Consider the following 17,519-nt stretch of genomic DNA (forward strand, 5'->3'; position numbering starts at 1 on the left):
GAAGGGCCTCCTCGGATGGCGGTCAGACGGTGAAGATGGCGGAGCCGATGATCTTTCGCGCCTCCAGGTCGCGGTGCGCCTGCACGGCGTCCGCGAGCGCGTAGCGCCTGGAAATGTCCACGCGGATGCGACCTGCCACCACGTGGCCGAACAGTTCCTCGGCGAGCTGCGCGCGTTCGCTCCGATCGGCCAGATAGTCGGCCGATGCGGGGCGCGTGAGGAACAGCGAGCCCTTCATCGCGAGGATCTGCGGATTGAACGGCGGAATCATTCCCGATGCCGTCCCCACGCAGACCATCAGGCCCCGGCGCTTGAGGCTGTTCAGCGACCCTTCGAAAGTGTCCTTGCCCACGCTGTCGTACACCACGTCGACACCCACACCTGCGGTGATTTCGCGCACACGCGCCGCCACGTCCTCGTGGCTGTAGTTGATGACATGGTCGCAGCCGTGGGCCCTGGCCACCTCGGCCTTGGCCTCCGAGGACACGGTGCCGATCACCGTGAGCCCCAGCAGCTTGGCCCATTGGGATACCAGCAGGCCGACACCGCCCGCGGCGGCGTGCAGCAGAATGCTTTCACCCCCCTTGAACTCGTGGATGCGGCGCATCAGATAGGCCGCCGTGAGACCGCGCATGGTGATGGCAGCCGCTGTCTCGAAGTCGATGGCATCGGGCAGCGCAATCAGTGCCGAAGCGTCGATCAACCGCTCGGTGCTATAGGCCCCCAGCGTATTGTGCGCACCGGTATAGGTCACGCGGTCACCCACCTTGAAGGCCGTAACGCCCTCGCCCACCGCCGTCACCGTGCCGCAGGCATCGCTGCCGATACCCGAGGGCATCGGAGCGGGATACAGACCCGAGCGGAAATACGTGTCGGCAAAGTTGAGCGCGACAGCCCCGTGCTGCAGGCGTACCTGCCCCGCTCCGGGCTGGCCGACCTCCACATCCTCATAACGCAGAACTTCCGGGCCGCCTACTTCATGAAAACGGATCATCTTTGCCATGCTTGCTTACTCCTGTGAACAGAACGTCGAGAAAAAATCGAAAAACGGCAGGTGCAACGCACCCGTAGGGATAAGGAATGCGGCCTGCGCTCAGGCGGGCTGTGCCTGTGCGCCGTCCATGCCTGCGTGATCGGTACGCCCGGCGCGTGCCGCGGCCCGCTCCTCATTCGCCACGCGGGTGGCTACGCGGCCCATATCGGCCTCATAGGTGCGCGACGCCTTCCAGAAACAGGCAGCGCTGAGCAATCCCAGAGCCGGCAGGGTCGCCAGCGCGGCATTCAGTCCCCAGTAGTCGGAAATCACCCCTCCGGCCAGCGGCCCGATCGCCAGGCCCAGCAGGTTCTGGAACAGTGCGAGCACGGCGCTGCCCGTGGCGCGCAGGCTGGGATGGGTCACGTTGAGGACCGAACTGGTCACCACGCCCACCGTGCAGGTCATGAGAAAGCAGCCAAGCAGGATCAGGGCGTACTGCGTGCCCACCACCAGGGGCGCCATGAATGCCGTGGAGAACACGACGAAGGTCAGCACCGTGACCGCGCACATCAGCAGCAGCTTGTTGCGCGGCGTGCGCAGGCTCACGCGATCGGCCATCCAGCCCCAGAACAGGGCTCCGGCTGCGCAGCACAGCACGCCGAGCGCCGCATGCCGTGCGGCCTGCGCCGCGTCCATGCCCTGGTATCGGTTGAAATAGCTCGGCATCCAGGCCCAGAGCGTGGACACCACGATGAGCTGCAGCGCACCGGCGCAGCAGATCCAGATCAATGTCGGGCCCTGGGTCAGCGATTCGTACAAGGTGCGCAGCAACGGCCCGGGATGCCCACCCGCACGGCCGCCGGCCTTCTTCGGGGCGGAGGGCGCACGCGTGGTCTTGTAGTCGGGAACGAAGATGAAGAGCAGCGCCAGCACCATTCCTGGAATGCCCACCGCGCCGAAGGCAGCACGCCAGCCCCAGTGCTCCGCGATGAAGCCCCCAGCACCACGCCGAGAACGGCACCCAGCGCCGAAGCGGCGAAAAACGCCCCCAGCAGCGTCGAATGAAAGCGCTTGGGGAACAGGCCGTTGACGAGCGCCGCGCCGACCGCGCCATAGCCGGTCTCGCCGAGGCCCACCACGGCGCGGGCCGCGAACAGCTGTGCATAGTTGCCCGCGAACATGCAGGCGATGGTGGCGCCGCTCCAAATGGCGGCCATGGCCACGACACTCTTCACACGCCCGAGGCGGTCGGCCAGCATCGCCACCGGCAGGCTGCCCAGCGCCACGACCACGGAGATCACCGAGACCAGCGCGCCAAGCTGTTTGTCCGACAGGTGCCACTCCTCCTTCAGATGGGGAAACAGCGACACGACGATCTGACGGTCGATGTAATCGGAGAGCATCAGCAGGAAGATCATGGCGAACGCAAACCACGCCCGCCTGGGGGATACGGGAAACTCATTTCCCGCGCTTGCTCGATGATTGATTGCGGCGCTTGTCACCCGTCGTCTCCTGCTCGTTTGCAATGAAATTGCCTGATCGAACTATAGAAACCGGGTTGGCTTGAATTTCTCTATTCGCGCCAGATTTTTTTCCATGAGCGCCACTCATGGAAAACACTTAAGCGGGCGCCCTGGGGCGCCAAATCATTGAATCAGAAGAGGAAAGCGGGCATCAGGCCAGATGCGTCTGCCGCCACTGGCGCGGGCTCGTGCCGAAGTTCGCCTGAAACCACCGGGTGAACGAGGCCTGGCGCGAATAGCCGGTGAGCGACGCCACCTGGCCGATCGAATAGCGGCTGTTGTTCATGTAGCGCAGCACCAGGTTCTTGCGCACGGTGTCGAGCAGTTCCGAAAAGCTGGTGCCGTTGTGGTCCAGTTGGCGCTGGAGCGTGCGCGTGCTCAGGTGCATCTGCTCGGCCACTCGCTCGATGCAGGCCTGCTCGAGCGGCATCAGAAGATAGATGTTCTTGCGCACTTCCTGCAGCAGCGCGTTCTCGCCGAAGGCCCGCATCGGCATGAGGATGTTCTCGGCGTAGCGCACCAGTTCGGGATCGGCCGCCGGATTGGGTGCGGCCATGTCGACGTGGCGCAGGACCATGCCGTTGAACTCGCTGTTGAAGGTGACCGGGCACCCGAAAAACTGCTTGTGCTGGTATTGCTCCTGAGGCGCGGGATGCATGAAGCGCACCTCCTTCGGGGCCCAGGCGGTTCCCAGGACCGACTGGCAGGTGCGCAGCATCACTCCCGCAACCAGCTCGCAGGCCTGGCGCTGCGGAATCTGCGAGTCGATCAGCAGTTCGAAGCGCAGCACGCTGAGCTCGCCCGATTCCTCCAGCGATATCGCCGTGGCATCGTTGAGCAGCTTGCGGTACTGGATGGCGCTCTGCCACATGTCGCGCAGGCTGGGCTTGTGTCGCATGAGCACGCCCAGGATGCCGAAGTCGAGCGTCTGCCGGTGATGCGCCATCTGGATCCCGAAGGCCGCGCAGGACGACGCCTCGGCGGCCAGTTCCAGCACCTTGCAGAGCGTCTCTCCCGAGATGTGCCGATCCGAGTCGACCAGCGCGCTCGCATCCAGCCCGACCTGCCTGAGCAGCGCATGGGAGTTGACGCCATGCTGATGGCAGACATGCAAGAACCCGTTCAGCGTGACAGCCCTGACCAATGTATCCATAACGCGCAACCCCAAAGACGACTCAAAGTTTTCTCGACTTCACACTGATTTCGATCAGGGTTTATAGCGCCCATCGTCAAAAGAGAAGTAAATGACATGAAAAGAGAAAAACAAACTCTATCTTTTTTCTACATTGGAGTGGAAAACAATGCTGCAAATCGCGGCAGACCCCTGAACAGGAGACATCCCCATGAACACCGAATACAGCAGCCTTCCCCGCCGCAGCCTGCTGCGCGCCGCATCCGCCATGGCACTCGGCAGTACCGTGCCCGGCCTGGCCTTCTCGCAGGCCAAGGGTGACACGGCACAGGCCCAGTGGCCGGACAAGCCCGTGCACATCTATGTGGCGGGGCCTGCCGGGGGATCGGCCGACGTGGTGGCGCGCGCACTGAGCGACCAGATCAATCGCACGGCAAAGCAGCCTTTCATCGTCGAGCCCAAGCCGGGCGCCGCTGGCGTGATCGCGGTGAACGACCTGCTGCAGGCACCGGTCGATCCGTACACGCTGATGGTCGGGGTGAGCTCGATCGTGAGCGAGATTCCGCACATCGTGAAGATGCGCCACGACACCCGCAAGGCCATCATGCCGCTGGCCGAACTCGCGCGCGGCGGCATCGTGCTGGTGGCAGCGCCCGACCTGCCCGTGAAGAGCCTCAAGGACGTGATCGCGCTGAGCAAATCCAGCAAACAAGGCCTGAGCTATGCCTCGTACAGTCCCGGCACGATGTCCCACGTGGCCGGGCTCATCCTGGGCCAGGCGTCCGGGGCCAGGCTGGAACATGTCGCATACAAGGGATCAACGGCGGGCCTCAATGACGTGATGGGAAGCCACATCCCGCTGATGTTCGACGGCCTGGCGACATCGCTGCCCTTCATCCAGTCGGGCAAGATCCGGGCCATCGCGATCACGTCACCCCAGCGCTCGCCGTTGCTGCCTGACGTGCCGACCTTCCAGGAACTGGGCTTCCCGCAGCTCACCTACACCGGCTGGATGGGGCTGTGGTGCAACAGTGCCCTGCCCGCCGAAAAACAGCTGATGATCCAGAAGCTCGTGCACCAGGCCATGGATGCACCCGCCTTCAAGACGGTGCTTGGCAATGCGGGCTTCGAGTCCGGAACGCACCGCGACTCCCCCAGTCTGCGCACCGAACTGCTTGCCGACTACGACCGCGTGGGCAAGGTGCTGCAGGGCGTGGATGTGAGGATTTGAGAGCGGCCGGAGCGATCACCGCCCGAGGCCGCGCCTGCGGACACGCCCGTGGGCCCGTGGAGATCGCGGGCACGTTCTCAATGCTCGTACACGCGCTCCCAGCTGGTGAATCCCTTCACCTCGATCGGGTTGCCGCAGGGATCGCGGAAGAACATCGTCCACTGCTCGCCCGGCTCGCCCTCGAAGCGCACCTGGGGCTCGAGGACGAACTGCGTGCCGGCCGCCTTCAGGCGCTCGGCCAGCGCCAGCCAGTCCGGCTTGAGCAGCACCAGCCCGAGGTGCGGCATCGGCACCATGTGATTGCCGACGCGGCCGGTATTGGTCACGGGAAAAGGCTCGCCCAGGTGCAGCGAGATCTGGTGCCCGAAGAAATTGAAATCCACCCATGTCTCCGTGCTGCGGCCTTCGGCACAGCCCAGAACATCGCGATAGAACTTGCGCGCCTCTTCGAGATCGGTGACGTGATAAGCGAGATGAAAAAGACTTTGCATGGGGGGCGAAGATAACACCGAAATCCCGGTTCACCCGCATGGGAGCATGGAATCCGGCACAGGGAATCTGCCCGTGTCGGCCTGGGCGGGGACCGCATCACCGCCTGAACTGGCCGCTTGCGTCGATGATCGACAGCTCCACGAAACTCAGCCCGGTGCGGTCGTTCGGGCCGTAGCCCAGTTCGAGCCCGCCCAGGTCGAAGTGGTTCATGCCGGCCAATGCCGCCACCACCTTCTCGCGCGTGGGCTTGGGGCCGGCGCGGCGCAGGCCCTCCACCAGCACCTTGGCCGATGCGAAACCCTCCATGGCCGAGGGCGACAAGGTCACATTGCTGTCGGCCTTCGCCAGCGCGGCGGCCTCACGGTTCATGGCATAGCTCATCGAGCGCTCGCTCGGGAACACCTGGGTCACGATCACGCCCCGCACGGCATCGCCCAGCTGCTTGGTGAAGCCCGACGAAGCGTTGTTGGACACGGTGATCACCTGCATCGCAGAACCGGCCTTGCGCAGGGCCTTGACGCCATCGCTCACCGCCACGCTGGAGCCGATCCAGATGACGGCCTGGGTCTCGGCCTCCAGCAGTTGCGGAACGATGGCGGCATAGTCAGGCTTGCTGCGATCGGCCTTGACGACGGCGGCGGGCTTCATGCCGGCCTTGTTGAACCCTTTCATCGCGCCGGCCAGACAGTCCTCACCGAAGCTGTCGTCCACATGCACGACCGCGATGCGGCTCAGGTTGAGCAGTTTCAGGTGCTCGACGGCCTTCTCGGTTTCGGCCTGATAGCTCGGCCGCACATTGAACACCAGCGGATTGACCGGCTGATGAAAGATCATGGCGCCCGTGGACGGCGCCACCAATGCAACGCCATGCCTGGCCAGGTGCGGCAGGATGGCCTCCGTATGCGGAGTGGCGCGGCTCATGAACAGCGCGACCACGTTGTCCTGCTCGATCAGGCGACGGGCGTTTTCGCCGGCCTGCTTCGGTTCGAACTTGTCATCGAGCGTGATCAGGCGGATCTTCTCCCCATGCACCCCTCCCTTGGCATTGATGCTGTTCAGATACAGGTTCACGCCCACCAAGGTTTCACCCACGCTGGCCGCCACGGGCCCCGTCACGGCCGTGGTCTGGCCGATCAGGATGTCGGCCTGCGCCGCCGATGCCATGCCCAGCCCAGAACACAGGGCAGCCACGGCACGCAGTTGCCGGCAGGCAAACGATAGGGAATTCAATGTCATGTCTCCTCCTGCAAATGACTTTGTCAATGACGACAGTGTCCGCAGTCTAGCGACATATGAAGCAAATATTCACACTTCGGATGAGCAGAAGGGGTATCGCTTTCACGAGTGGGGCTCAAATGCCAAGGTGATTGATATGAGTCAATCAGGGAGCCCCTGCAAAGCCATCATCCCAGCCAATGAATGTCTCATTTCCTTGCTTCAGGCGCCAATTGGATGACGCCCAGCTCTGACTTGGCCCGGCGGCGCGCGGGCCTGAACCAATACACCCACAGGCCCCTCATCCAGGCCAGCGCATACAGCACATTCATGGCGAAGAGGCCCCAATCCTCCGCGGACCATGAGGTATAGAACCAGAGCGGCTGCCCCAGCAGCCCGAAGATGCAGGCCCAACGGCGAACCACGTCGCTGCGGGACTGCGACGTCCATACAGCCAGGATTCCGAGGATGGCGATAGCGATCTGATCAGTTTGCATGGGTATTGGTCAATAACACTGTATTAATACACAGTATATGACATGCCATCCCGTCGCGCACACAGGCGGGGCCGCTCTGCGCCACCCCAGCACAACGAGTCAATGCACTGGGCCCTGCCATCGGCTTCTTCGGCCCCAAGCATCATCCTCCCCTCGTCTACATGCATGTCTACAAGGAGTTCGGGGCGCGCAATCGCGTACAGGGCACGCAAGCGGCAATCAGGGCTTCCTGGGTGTGTCTAGACTCAGAAACGATAGCCCAGCGTCAGAGCAAAGACATCGGGCTCCGTACGCACCTTGACCCTGCGCGTGATCTCCCCCACGCCCGGCGTTTGTGTGGTGGCCTTTGCGGTCGTCCGGATCCAGTAACGGTTATATGAAAGATCCACAAACCAGTTGCGATCAAACGACCATGAGGCCCCTACCTTGATCACCGGCCCAAGCGATGGCGAGAAATGCACGCGGGTGGAGGTGCCGCCGAATGCGGAGTTATAGACGTCGTTTCCAACGCCATCCGTGAAGAAGGTGTAGTGCACCCCTGCACCTGCATGCAAGGTCAGCGATGGCGTGGGCTCCCAGTTGTAGTGACCAAGCACGGCCGGAAACCATGCACGCACGGAACCGATTTCGCCCAGCGGCGCGGCGGTTCCCGCCCCTTTCATGGTCACGATCGGCGGTACACCGCCCTGCACGGTGACAGACCACGGACCACCAAGGCGTCGCTCGTAGAGGAATGCCAGGGCACCCCGATCCTTGACGTCGGCCTGCGCCCCCTCCGGCGTGGTGCCGGGTGGCCCACTCAGGTATCCGGAATTCGTATGGAACCTCACGGAGGCCACGCCCAACTGCACGGAATTGAGCAGCGGCTCCGCACCCACTGCTGCCGTACTCGCCACCGATCCCAGCAAGACGGCCCCGCAGACCGCCTTTGAATCATACTTGAACGTCCACATGCTTTGTCTCCTTTTTTAAGCGACACTCGTCCTCCACCGGTAGCCCGTGAAGCCCGATCCGGTGTCCGACATCATCAAAATGGGGGAAGCCCGCCGCGACTCGGCTCCAGCGCAGGGGCAGGCGGCCTACAGCCGGGTCTTGTCGCGGCCCTTGAGCCCGAGCATCTGCCGAGCCTCGGCAGGCGTGGCGATTTCCATGCCCAAGGTCTCAAGCACGCTGCGGATCAATCGCACCTGTTCGGCGTTTGACGTTGCGAGCTTGCCGGCTCCCACTGAGAGGGAATCCTCCAGCCCGACGCGCACGTTGCCGCCCATCAGCGCTGCCTGGGTGATCAACGGCATTTGGTGGCGCCCCGCGCCCAGCACGCTCCATTGGTACTGGTCGCCGAAGAGCTTGTCAGCCATGCGTTTCATGTGCACCAGGTTCTCCGGGTCGGGTCCAATGCCGCCGAGGACCCCCAGCACGAACTGCAGGAAGATCGGCCCTTGCACCAGGCCGCGATCCACGAAGTGCTTGAGGTTGTACAGATGCCCCACCTCATAGCACTCGAACTCGAAGCGCGTTCCATTCCCATGGCCCAGGCGCTCGAAGATCTGCTCGATATCGGCGAAGGTATTGCGGAAGATGCTGCTCCTCGTGCCCTCGATGTAGTCGCGCTCCCAGTCATGGCGGAACTCCTTCATCTTCTCCAGTGCCGGGAAGATGGCAAAGTTCATCGAGCCCATGTTGCAGGAGGCCATCTCGGCCGACACATCGAGGGCGCCAGCCATGCGCTGCTCCAGCGTCATGGTGATGGAGCCGCCCGTGGTGATGTTGATCACCGCATCGGTGGCGGCATGGATGCGCGGCAGAAACTGCCGGTAAATCGCGGGATCGAACGCGGGGCGTCCATCCTTCGGGTCACGGGCGTGCAAATGTAGGATGGAGGCTCCAGCTTGCGCTGCCTCTATCGCCTGTTCAGCGATCTCGTCGGGCGTGAGCGGCAGATGCGGCGACATGCTCGGCGTGTGGATGGAGCCGGTGACGGCGCAGGTGATGATGACTTTGCGTGCCATGGTGGGATCTCCTTCAGGCAGGCTCGGCAACGACCACGTTCTCGATGTGACCGATGCCGTCGATCTCCACACGCATCACGTCGCCCAGCTTGCGGAACTGTGGTGGCTTGAGCGCCACGCCCACACCGGACGGCGTGCCTGTGGCGAGAACGTCGCCGGGCTCCAGCGTCATCACAGTGGACAGATGCGCAATCTGCTCCCAGATGTTGTAGATCAACTCGCCGGTGTTGACCTCCTGGCGCACTTCGCCGTTGACCAGCATGCGCATGTTCAGATTGTGCGGATCGGGCACTTCGTCTGCTGTCACGATCCAGGGGCCGAAGGGGCCATGCGTGTTGAAGCTCTTACCCAGGGTCATGGTGGGCGAGGCCATCTGCCAGTCGCGCACCGACACATCGTTGATGACCACGTAGCCAGCGACGACCGAGGGCGCATCGGCCACGCTGACATGGCGGCAGCGGCGGCCGATGATCACGCCGAGTTCGGCTTCGTAGTCTACCTTGTCCGATGCGCGGGGCAGGTGGACCGGATCGAATGGGCCGTTGACGCAAGAGACCTGCTTGTTGAACCAGATCTGGGTGTTGGGCACCTGCATGCCGGCATCCAGGGCCTCTTGCTTGTGCTTGGTGTAGTTCATGCCGATGGCCAGGAACTTCTCCGGATTGGGAACCGGCGCCTGCAGTCGCACGTCGGCCAGCGGCCAGCTGACGGAATTTTCCAATTTCAACGCACGCACACGCTCCAGCGCGACCGGCCCGGCCTGCAGCAACTCGCGCATGGTTCGCGGCAGCGCAGCGTCACTTGCGGGCAGGTCGATCACCTGGTTATCGACCACCTTGCCGATGGAGTTATGGCCGCGACATTCGAAAGTAATGAGTTTCATGGAATTCCTTTGGTATTTTTACAAAGCAGATAACGCAGCTTCAGGCTTCGGAATTTGCGAAGAAAACCGGATCGAGCGGCGGCCCCCACAGGTAGAACGAATCCTCGGCAGGGTGGTCCAGACCTTCCCAGTCGGCGGACGCGGGGATGTAGTCCATGGTGGCGGAGAGTTCGCTCCAGCTCCCCCAGGGATCCTGTGCGTAGTAGAAGTAGTTCGAGCCCAGTACATGCCGCCCCACTCCCCAGCCAGTCGTGTAGCCTGCGGCCTGCAGACGGCTCATGCCGCTGCCCACGTCCTCGATGGTGGGTACGTCCCAGCTCAGGTGATGCAACGCAGCACCTGGCGCCCTGGCCAGCGCGATCAGGTGATGATCGCCACCATGGGGAGCATGCAGGAAGGCCACGCCATCGCCGGAGCGATCCGACAGGCGCAGGCCCAGCGCGCCCACATAGAAAGCCATGCGCGCCGGCACCGACGGTGTCATCAAGGCCAGGTGCGACAACCTCTGCGGCAGCGCGGGCTTGGCCTTGCTGCGCATCGGCGCGCACCGGGTACCGTCGAGCGGCAGCGCCGGGCTTTGGTGACGGGCTTCGTCGATGGTCGTCTTGGGCCCCGGCCGCACCTGCACTTCAAGGCCATCGGGATCTCGGTACCAGCGGCCAACGGCATCCGTATCGGCATGGGCTCCCGCAGGCGTGGCGATGGGCAGAAAGCCTTGCGCCTCGATATGTACGTAGAGCCGCTCAGCCTCGTCCGCGAAACAATTGAAACTGAGGCGGTCGAATCGCTTCTTCGCACCTTGACTCAAGCGTCCCCAGACATGCGCATCATTCGCGGCGCGCAGTACCAGGCCCGCGCCTTCGCGGCTTACGCGCAGGCCGAAGGCGCTGTAGAACTGCTCCGCATCGGCCAGGGAGGGCACGGTCATGTGGAACTCGCCGATCGAATGCACGCCCAGGCGGTCGTACCTGCGTGATGTGGACATGATGGCTTCCTCCTGTGAAAACGAAGGGGCGCGCCCCACTACACCAGTTCCACCGAACCGGCACGGGCCACGGCCAAGCTGCCATCCTCATCGCTCGATACGGACAGGATCGAATCGAAGACGCTTGCAAGCTCGGCCTCGGGGTCGGCGTGCTCCGCGAGCGAGCGGTATGCGACGTATCGGTCCGGGCGCACAACGATCACTCCCCTGGCGCTGATCGCCCGGTTCTTCAGCCATGCCATGCGCACGTCGATGTAGTCACTGTCAGCCAGGCCCAGGGTAAAGGCCTTGATGGGCAAGCCCCTGGCTTGCGCCAGCGTCCTGGCTGCCTCGACCCATGCTCCGCCTTGCTCACCGGCAATCACCAGGAACTGGCCACTTGCGACGAGGCCGCTCAACGCGACACGCTCGCCCTGCATTTCGACAAAGGCATGCGGCAGAGGATGCCCGGGCCTGGTGCTCGGCTCATAGAGGCGCACGGGGTCCAGCGGTACGTAAGCGGGGCTGCCGTCGTCGATCACCGCCGTGGAGTGGTAGCGGTAGCCGAACTCCACGTTGTGGTGGTGAAACTCCATGGTCTGGGATGCAATGGCAGCGTTCAGCGCGTGCTTTTTCTCCGCGGAGCCCGGCAGACTGTCGTCCCACAACGGCATGAGTTCGGCCCAGTTGTCCTCCGCCGACTTGTCGCTTGAGAGGTTGAGCGCCTGGTCGATCTTGAAGTGATTCATCGCATTGCCAATGGAGCAATCGATATTGGCCTTGTCGACGGGCTTGCGCTCTGCCTCGTAGGTGTCGAGCAGGCCATCACCCGCCTTGCCCGCTAGTACCAGAGACAGCTTCCAGCACAGGTTGTAGGCGTCGTGCACGGCGGAGTTCAGTCCCAGGCCGCCCGTGGGCGGGTGGCGGTGGGCCGCATCACCCAGAAAGAAGACACTGTCCTTGCGGAAGTGGTCGGCGAGCACGCCCTCCATCATCCAGGTGGAGATCTTGTGGACCTTGGCCGAGAGATCCTTCACCCCCAACGTGGCACGCATGCGGGCGAGCACATTTTCGTCCTTCATCGCATCAGGATCGTCGGTCGCATATTTCATGTGGAAGACCCACTCCTCCGACTTCGTTCCCCAGTGCTCAGGCCCCATGCCCACGAGCACACCGCTGGCCCATGAGCCGCCGAACGAAGGGTTGACAAGCCAGCGGATCAGGACATCGTCGTCGTGCAGCCAGGGTGACAGATCCGCCGTCATGTGGATCGACACCATCTTGATGATGTCACGCTGGCCCGTCAGGCTGACTCCCACGATCGGGCCCACCGTGCGGCCTCCATCGGCTGCCAGCAGGTAGCGGGCACGCACCTGCAAGGTCTCATTGGTGTCCTTGTTCAGGATGGTGGCAACCACGCCTTCCGCATCCTGCTTGAGCCCCGTGAGTTCGTGGTGAAAGCGCACGTTGCCGGGATTGAGCTTTTCCGCATGGGCACGCAGCAGCGGCTCCAGTCGAATCTGCGGCAGATTGCAGGTCCGGCAAGGGCTTGCAGCAATGTAGTCCGGGTCGGTGTAGCCAGCGCCCCAGGCTTCCAAGTGACCCAAGGTACGACCATAGGCTTCGTGGTCCCCAGCCATGCCCGCATACCATCCGGTGGCGCGCATGTTCTCGGCTGGCGTGCTGCGCTCGTAGATGGCTTCAGCCACGCCCACTTCAGTGAAAATCTCCATACTGCGCTGATTCAGTACATGGGCCTTGGGCAGAATCGAGGTGCCCGGAAACGCGCTGACCAGCAGGTGCCTCACACCCAGCGACGACAACGTCATCGACGCAGTCAGACCAGCCCCGCCACCGCCTACGATCAAAACGGGAACATTCAGCTCTTTCATGTCTCTTCCTTCCTAAGTTGCAATAGATCTCGTGCGCACGTACCGCCGCGATCAAAGTGCGCCATTTGCCAGCGCCCTCTCCGTGGTGGTACTGCCCATCGGGCTTAACGAGTAAGTGCAACTTTATGAATTGCCTGCAATAGAATGAAGATCACTTTCCCGACGTCAAAATGACAAGTCGTCAGCTTGATCTCAAGGGCACAGGAAGAAGACTTCATGAGAGGTACATCTGGAGACAAGGCGCCCCCTCTGCCCGACCATCGCGTCGAGGTGGCCGCGCGCAGGCGTGAGACGATGCGCAGCCGGCTGCTCGAAGCCACCTTTGCGGCCTTCACACAGGAGGGCAAGTCGGCTCCCGACATTGGAGACATCGTCAGCTGCGCCCAGGTTGCACGCGGCACTTTCTATCTGCATTTCCAAACGCTGGAACAGGCCTTGCAAGCACTGGTGCAGCAGCAGAGCGACGAGATGACGCGCGCGTGCCTGCCCCTTTATGACATGTTGCAGGAGCCTTGCCAGCGATTCGCCGTGGGCTGCCGCCTGTTCCTCATGCGTGCCACTGCGGACCCCCAATGGGCTTCTTTCATGATTCGTGCGGCACCGCTGGACAACAAGCAGCTGATGGCCGGGTACATGCGCGAAGACCTCAAGCAAGGCAGAGCGATGGGGCAATTCAACTATGCCGACGACCATGTGGCACTGGATATCGAGCTGAGCACCCTCGTCGCGGGAATTGGCTCTCTTGGCAAGGGTGTGCCCAACCCCGAGAGTTACATGGACGAATGCATTCGCATGGCACTCAGAGGTCTGGGGTGCGATCCCGACCGAAGTGAACAGAGCCTGCTGTTTTCCCGCAAGCATCTTCATGGCTGGACGTGGGTTCGCGAGGGAAAATCGGGCCCTCGCTTCGAGTATTGAGCCCCAGGCGAGGCCCGCCCCGAGCCCGTCGTCTGCTGCGCCAGACCAGGAGGCCTGCCATGATCATGGTGCAGACCGCCAGCCCGCCCAGCAGCACGATCAGGCGCCCTCCCCAGCCAAGAGCGCGCCCCGTGTGCAAGGGGTATTGCCAGATCACGAAGCGCTCGCCCTTCGTGCCGTTGTCGTAGCCATAGAGGGCGCGCAAATCGCCGGTCTGGTCGTCCAGGTAGATCTGCTCGTAGCGTACGCTGAGGGCGCGCTCCAGCATTCCGGGCTCCTTGAAGGCAATGCGATACACGCCTTGCCTGGCGAGATGATTGGCATACCAGGGCTGGTAGTGCCGGGTTGCCGGGGCCAGGTGAGCACGAGCACGCATCACTGCTTCATCGATGCCGAAGGCAGGTTGGCGATTCCCTTCCGCAACAACGGGCAGCGATCGCACCGGATGCGGGTGCACCGTTGAAAACCAGCTGACCAGCGGCTTGAAAACCTCATCGGCCAGATTGAAGTACACCCCCGATGTGCTCAGCACGACAGCCACCGGCAGGCTCCACAGTCCGACGCAGCGATGCAGGTCGAAGACGGTCCTGGAGGCTGCTGCGCCGCGTTTGATGCTCCATGCGGGCTTCCATTTGCGCCAGAACCCCTGCCCCGACGACGCCATGCGCGGGAGCGTGAGCCATGCGCCAAGCAGCGAGGACACCAGCCATACGATGGCGACCGCCCCCGTCAGCCACATGCCCCACTTGCCGGGCAGGTGCAAGGTACGGTGCAGCACGTCGATGAAGGGGATGAAGTGCGCGCGATCCAGCCTTATCGCTCCCCATTGGCGCCGGCCAAGAATCTGCCCGGTGGCCGGGTCGACATACAGCCGGTTGAAGTCGACCGCATGGGGCCTGCCCGTGGCGACATCGATGCGCGGCTCCACCCGCACCTCGTAGGACTCCCCCTCCGGGGCACTCAGCGGCATGAGACTGACGCGCAGGCGTGGCTCCGCCTGCTCGATGCGCCTGAGCAGCTCGTCCGCGCCCAGGGCGGGCGGTGCATGGGCAGCGGGCTGTTCGTGGGAGATACGCAGCAGGCGTGGGTTGAGCCATGCGTCGATCTCGTGTCCGAACACCAGAAGGCTGCCGGTGACCGAGATCACCAGCAGGAACAACAGCATGGCAAGGCCGAGATAGCGATGCAGCGCCACCCAGAACTTACGGCCCGTCACAGGATCACCAGTGGTGTGTGTAGGTGGCCGTCAGGGTCGCGCCGGCTGCGGGCAGGCGGCTGTCGTTCTTGCCGCTGCGCATGAGCTGGCTGTACAGCGGCAGGTAGTACTTGTTGAACAGGTTCTGGACTCCGACGGTGAGCTGGTTCTTGCTGTCGAACTGGTATCGGCCCACGACATCCACGCTGTAGTAGCTCTTCACGTCCGCTCGTGCGAACTGGGTCTTGCCGTCGGCGAGGCGATAGTCTCGCGAGCCGAACCAGTTGAACTGGGTGCGCAGGCTCCAGCGCTCGCTGGGACTGTATTGCACATAGCCGGTGATCTTGAGCGGCGGGATGCGGTAGCCCGTCATGTTCTGGTCGCTGGTCGCACCGGGCGGCGTCTCCCGGCCCTGCATCCATGTCAGGGTGCCGCCCGTGGCCCATTCGTCGCCATAGTGATCGGCGGTCAGCTCCACGCCGCGAATACGCTCGCGCGTGCGGGTGAGGTGCAGTCCGTTGTTGAACGACTGCACGGCCCCCAGGTTGGAGCGCGAATGGAACACGGCGAGTGTCGCCAGCGTGTTGCCGAACGTACCGCGCCAGCCAATTTCGTAGTTGTCGGTCTTGACCGGCTCCAGCTCGGACGAGTTGATGTCGAAGTTGGCTCCGGCGTTGCGCAGCTGCAGGCCTACGTCGGGCAGGTCGAAGCCCTGGCTGAACGATGTATAGACCTCGTGGTTCTTCACCGGCTTGAACGTCACCCCGGCGTTGTAGAGCACCGCGTCGTAGGACACCTTGCCTCCGGACACGGTCGCGGGATGGGGCAGGCGTGACTGCGAAAGCGGCTGGAAGTCATCGAGGCTTGCCTGCGACTTCTCGTAGCGCAAACCTCCTTCCGCCGACCATTGATCGTTGAATTTGTGCTGGAGCTGCCCGAACGCACCAGCGCTCTTCACGCTCACCCACGGCATGTAGATGCGCTGCCCCGTACGCCGGAACACCAGGCCGCCACTGGCGTCGTAGGTGGCCGCGTCGAAGGTGTCCAGCGGCATGTTGCTGCGCTCCTGGATGTAGTCCGCCCCCCAGACGAGCTTGGTGTGCTTGTCTTCGCCAAACGGCGTGGTGACGGTCAGGCGGCCGCCGAACACCTTGTTGTTCTGCATGACCTGATCGACAAAGTTGCCGCGGTTGGTGTTGCTGCGCGCATCGAACGGGGCAAATCGCACGTAGTTGTCACGGCCGTAAACCATGGCGGTCAGCATGCTTCCTGCAAGGTCCTTGTTCTCGTAGCTCGCACTCAGCAACGTGTTCTCCACCTGGTTCTGCTCTGCCAGGCTCAGGCCCTTGATGGCTCTGGCGGCAACGCTGCCAAGGGCCGCGCGATTGACGGCCGGGTCGTTCGCATAATCTGTTTTCTGATGGGTGCGAAGATGGCTGGCTGCCAACTGTATGCGCTGGTTGCCGTCGATGCGCAAGCCGAGCTTGCCTCCAAGGCTGTAGGTGTTGGAGTCGAACAGGTCACCCTGGCTCGCATCCGGAGCGATGCGGTCCCCATGACCGTCGAAGGCGCCGCCGGTGCGGCGTGCCGAGATATCGACCTCGTAGTCGATGACCTCGCCCGCACCCGACAGATAGTGCTGTACCTGCGCGCCCAACCCCTCGCTGCTGAGGTGCGAGAGCGACGAATCGAAGCCCACGGTGGTGCGAGCCACGGGCTCGCCTCCAACGGGGCGCGTCGTCACGGAAATCACGCCGCCGGTAGCGCCGCTGCCGTAGATGGCGTTGCTGCCCCGCAGTACCTCGACGCGCTCAATGCGGCTCAACTCGACGTTCACCAGGTTGCGCGACGTGTCCCGGTTGGTGTTGAGCGGGATGCCATCGACCAGCACCAGCACATTGCGCCCCCGCAGCGTCATGCCGAAGTCGCTGAGATTGCGGCTGGAATCCGAAAGGCCCGGAACGCTCTTGGCCAGCATGGTGCTCAGATTGGGCGAGGTGGCGCGCAGGTCTTCCAGTTCCTGGCCTTCGATGACCGTGACCTGCCGGGTCGGCTGCATCAGCGAGCTGTCCGAGCGCTGATCCGTGACGATCACCGTGGGCAGCTGGCTTGCGGGCTCGACCGGTGCGGCAGCCGCCTCGCCAGATGCGGAGGCTGCCGCCGAGGAGGAAGGCTGCGCAGGCGCCGCCTGCTCACGAATCTGAAGGGCCCCACCGGGCAGTGCCTGAACCGAAAGCCGGGAGCCTTCCAGCACCTTGCGCACGGCTTGCTCCGCCGTCCACGCGCCTTGGATGGGCTGGGCGCGCAGTCCCTTGAGCAGAGCAGGATCCGCAACGATGCTGCGCCCCGTTTGCTGGCCGATGCGGGTGAGCGCCTCCGCGAGCGTGCCCCCCGGAATGTCGATGCGCACCGCCGATGCCTGGGAGGGATCGGCTGCTCGGCTTGCAAGGGGAATGGCAGCACAGGCCACGAGCGCAGCCAACGCAAGGGCGTGCAGCGTGTGTCGTCGGAGTGGAATGTGCTGGAGGCCGGGAGTAGTCACTGGAAGATCCTTTTCGCTCTGTACTATCCGGCTTGTGCGGCGAAACGGAA

At 63.3% G+C, this 17,519-nt stretch carries 15 protein-coding genes; 2 read left to right on the forward strand and 13 right to left on the reverse strand.

What is annotated here, in order from left to right; genetic code table 11:
• Positions 1–22: 22 nt before the first annotated feature.
• The 3 genes from H9K76_RS13680 to H9K76_RS13690 all read right to left on the reverse strand — a co-directional run bounded on the left by H9K76_RS13680 (position 23) and on the right by H9K76_RS13690 (position 3,652).
• Complete coding sequence (locus H9K76_RS13680; RefSeq protein WP_187595955.1) at positions 23–1,003, reverse strand: quinone oxidoreductase family protein; 981 nt, start codon at positions 1,001–1,003, stop codon at positions 23–25.
• A gap of 776 nt (positions 1,004–1,779) precedes the next feature.
• The gene (locus tag H9K76_RS23465) at positions 1,780–2,394 is read right to left on the reverse strand and encodes an MFS transporter (RefSeq protein ID WP_425489586.1); all 615 of its coding nucleotides are present in this window, start codon (positions 2,392–2,394) and stop codon (positions 1,780–1,782) included.
• Positions 2,395–2,650: 256 nt separating this feature from the next.
• Entirely contained in the window at positions 2,651–3,652 is a 1,002-nt protein-coding gene (locus H9K76_RS13690) for an AraC family transcriptional regulator (RefSeq protein ID WP_187595956.1), read from the reverse strand.
• Positions 3,653–3,842: 190 nt separating this feature from the next.
• Here H9K76_RS13690 and H9K76_RS13695 point away from each other — a divergent pair, with 190 nt between their 5' ends.
• Positions 3,843–4,862, forward strand: a complete 1,020-nt coding sequence (locus H9K76_RS13695) for a tripartite tricarboxylate transporter substrate binding protein (protein ID WP_187595957.1) — start codon at positions 3,843–3,845, stop codon at positions 4,860–4,862.
• A gap of 77 nt (positions 4,863–4,939) precedes the next feature.
• On the opposite strand, the gene H9K76_RS13700 is transcribed toward H9K76_RS13695, so the two are convergent.
• The 8 genes from H9K76_RS13700 to H9K76_RS13735 all read right to left on the reverse strand — a co-directional run bounded on the left by H9K76_RS13700 (position 4,940) and on the right by H9K76_RS13735 (position 12,814).
• The gene (locus tag H9K76_RS13700) at positions 4,940–5,353 is read right to left on the reverse strand and encodes a VOC family protein (protein WP_187595958.1); all 414 of its coding nucleotides are present in this window, start codon (positions 5,351–5,353) and stop codon (positions 4,940–4,942) included.
• A 97-nt stretch (positions 5,354–5,450) separates the two neighbouring features.
• Positions 5,451–6,590: an ABC transporter substrate-binding protein gene (locus tag H9K76_RS13705; protein ID WP_425489588.1), complete on the reverse strand. Its 1,140-nt coding sequence runs from the start codon at positions 6,588–6,590 to the stop codon at positions 5,451–5,453.
• 188 nt (positions 6,591–6,778) lie between these two features.
• Positions 6,779–7,066: a hypothetical protein gene (locus H9K76_RS13710; protein WP_187595959.1), complete on the reverse strand. Its 288-nt coding sequence runs from the start codon at positions 7,064–7,066 to the stop codon at positions 6,779–6,781.
• Positions 7,067–7,311: 245 nt separating this feature from the next.
• A complete protein-coding gene (locus H9K76_RS13715; RefSeq protein WP_187595960.1) occupies positions 7,312–8,019 on the reverse strand; it encodes an OmpW/AlkL family protein in 708 nt (235 codons plus the stop codon).
• Between the two features lie 126 nt (positions 8,020–8,145).
• Positions 8,146–9,075, reverse strand: a complete 930-nt coding sequence (kce, locus tag H9K76_RS13720; protein ID WP_187595961.1) for a 3,5-dioxohexanoate:acetyl-CoA acetone transferase — start codon at positions 9,073–9,075, stop codon at positions 8,146–8,148.
• 13 nt (positions 9,076–9,088) lie between these two features.
• Positions 9,089–9,958, reverse strand: coding sequence for a fumarylacetoacetate hydrolase family protein (locus H9K76_RS13725; RefSeq protein ID WP_187595962.1), 870 nt, complete (start codon positions 9,956–9,958; stop codon positions 9,089–9,091).
• Positions 9,959–9,998: 40 nt separating this feature from the next.
• Positions 9,999–10,943 carry a VOC family protein gene (locus H9K76_RS13730; RefSeq protein WP_187595963.1) on the reverse strand — a complete coding sequence of 315 codons (945 nt, stop codon included), beginning with the start codon at positions 10,941–10,943 and terminating at the stop codon, positions 9,999–10,001.
• Positions 10,944–10,981: 38 nt separating this feature from the next.
• On the reverse strand, positions 10,982–12,814 hold the full coding sequence (locus H9K76_RS13735; RefSeq protein ID WP_187595964.1) for an FAD-dependent monooxygenase: 1,833 nt from the start codon (positions 12,812–12,814) through the stop codon (positions 10,982–10,984).
• A gap of 294 nt (positions 12,815–13,108) precedes the next feature.
• On the opposite strand from H9K76_RS13735, the gene H9K76_RS13740 reads away from it, so the two are divergent.
• The gene (locus H9K76_RS13740) at positions 13,109–13,732 is read left to right on the forward strand and encodes a TetR/AcrR family transcriptional regulator (RefSeq protein WP_187595965.1); all 624 of its coding nucleotides are present in this window, start codon (positions 13,109–13,111) and stop codon (positions 13,730–13,732) included.
• Here H9K76_RS13740 and H9K76_RS13745 read toward each other — a convergent pair.
• Together H9K76_RS13745 and H9K76_RS13750 are read right to left on the reverse strand one after the other, a co-directional pair.
• Positions 13,614–14,948: a PepSY-associated TM helix domain-containing protein gene (locus H9K76_RS13745; RefSeq protein ID WP_187595966.1), complete on the reverse strand. Its 1,335-nt coding sequence runs from the start codon at positions 14,946–14,948 to the stop codon at positions 13,614–13,616. The genes H9K76_RS13740 and H9K76_RS13745 overlap by 119 nt on opposite strands.
• Positions 14,949–14,952: 4 nt before the next feature.
• Positions 14,953–17,469 carry a TonB-dependent receptor gene (locus H9K76_RS13750; protein ID WP_246475013.1) on the reverse strand — a complete coding sequence of 839 codons (2,517 nt, stop codon included), beginning with the start codon at positions 17,467–17,469 and terminating at the stop codon, positions 14,953–14,955.
• Positions 17,470–17,519: the final 50 nt, after the last annotated feature.

This window comes from Diaphorobacter ruginosibacter (assembly GCF_014395975.1).
GTDB lineage: Bacteria > Pseudomonadota > Gammaproteobacteria > Burkholderiales > Burkholderiaceae_C > Diaphorobacter_A > Diaphorobacter_A ruginosibacter.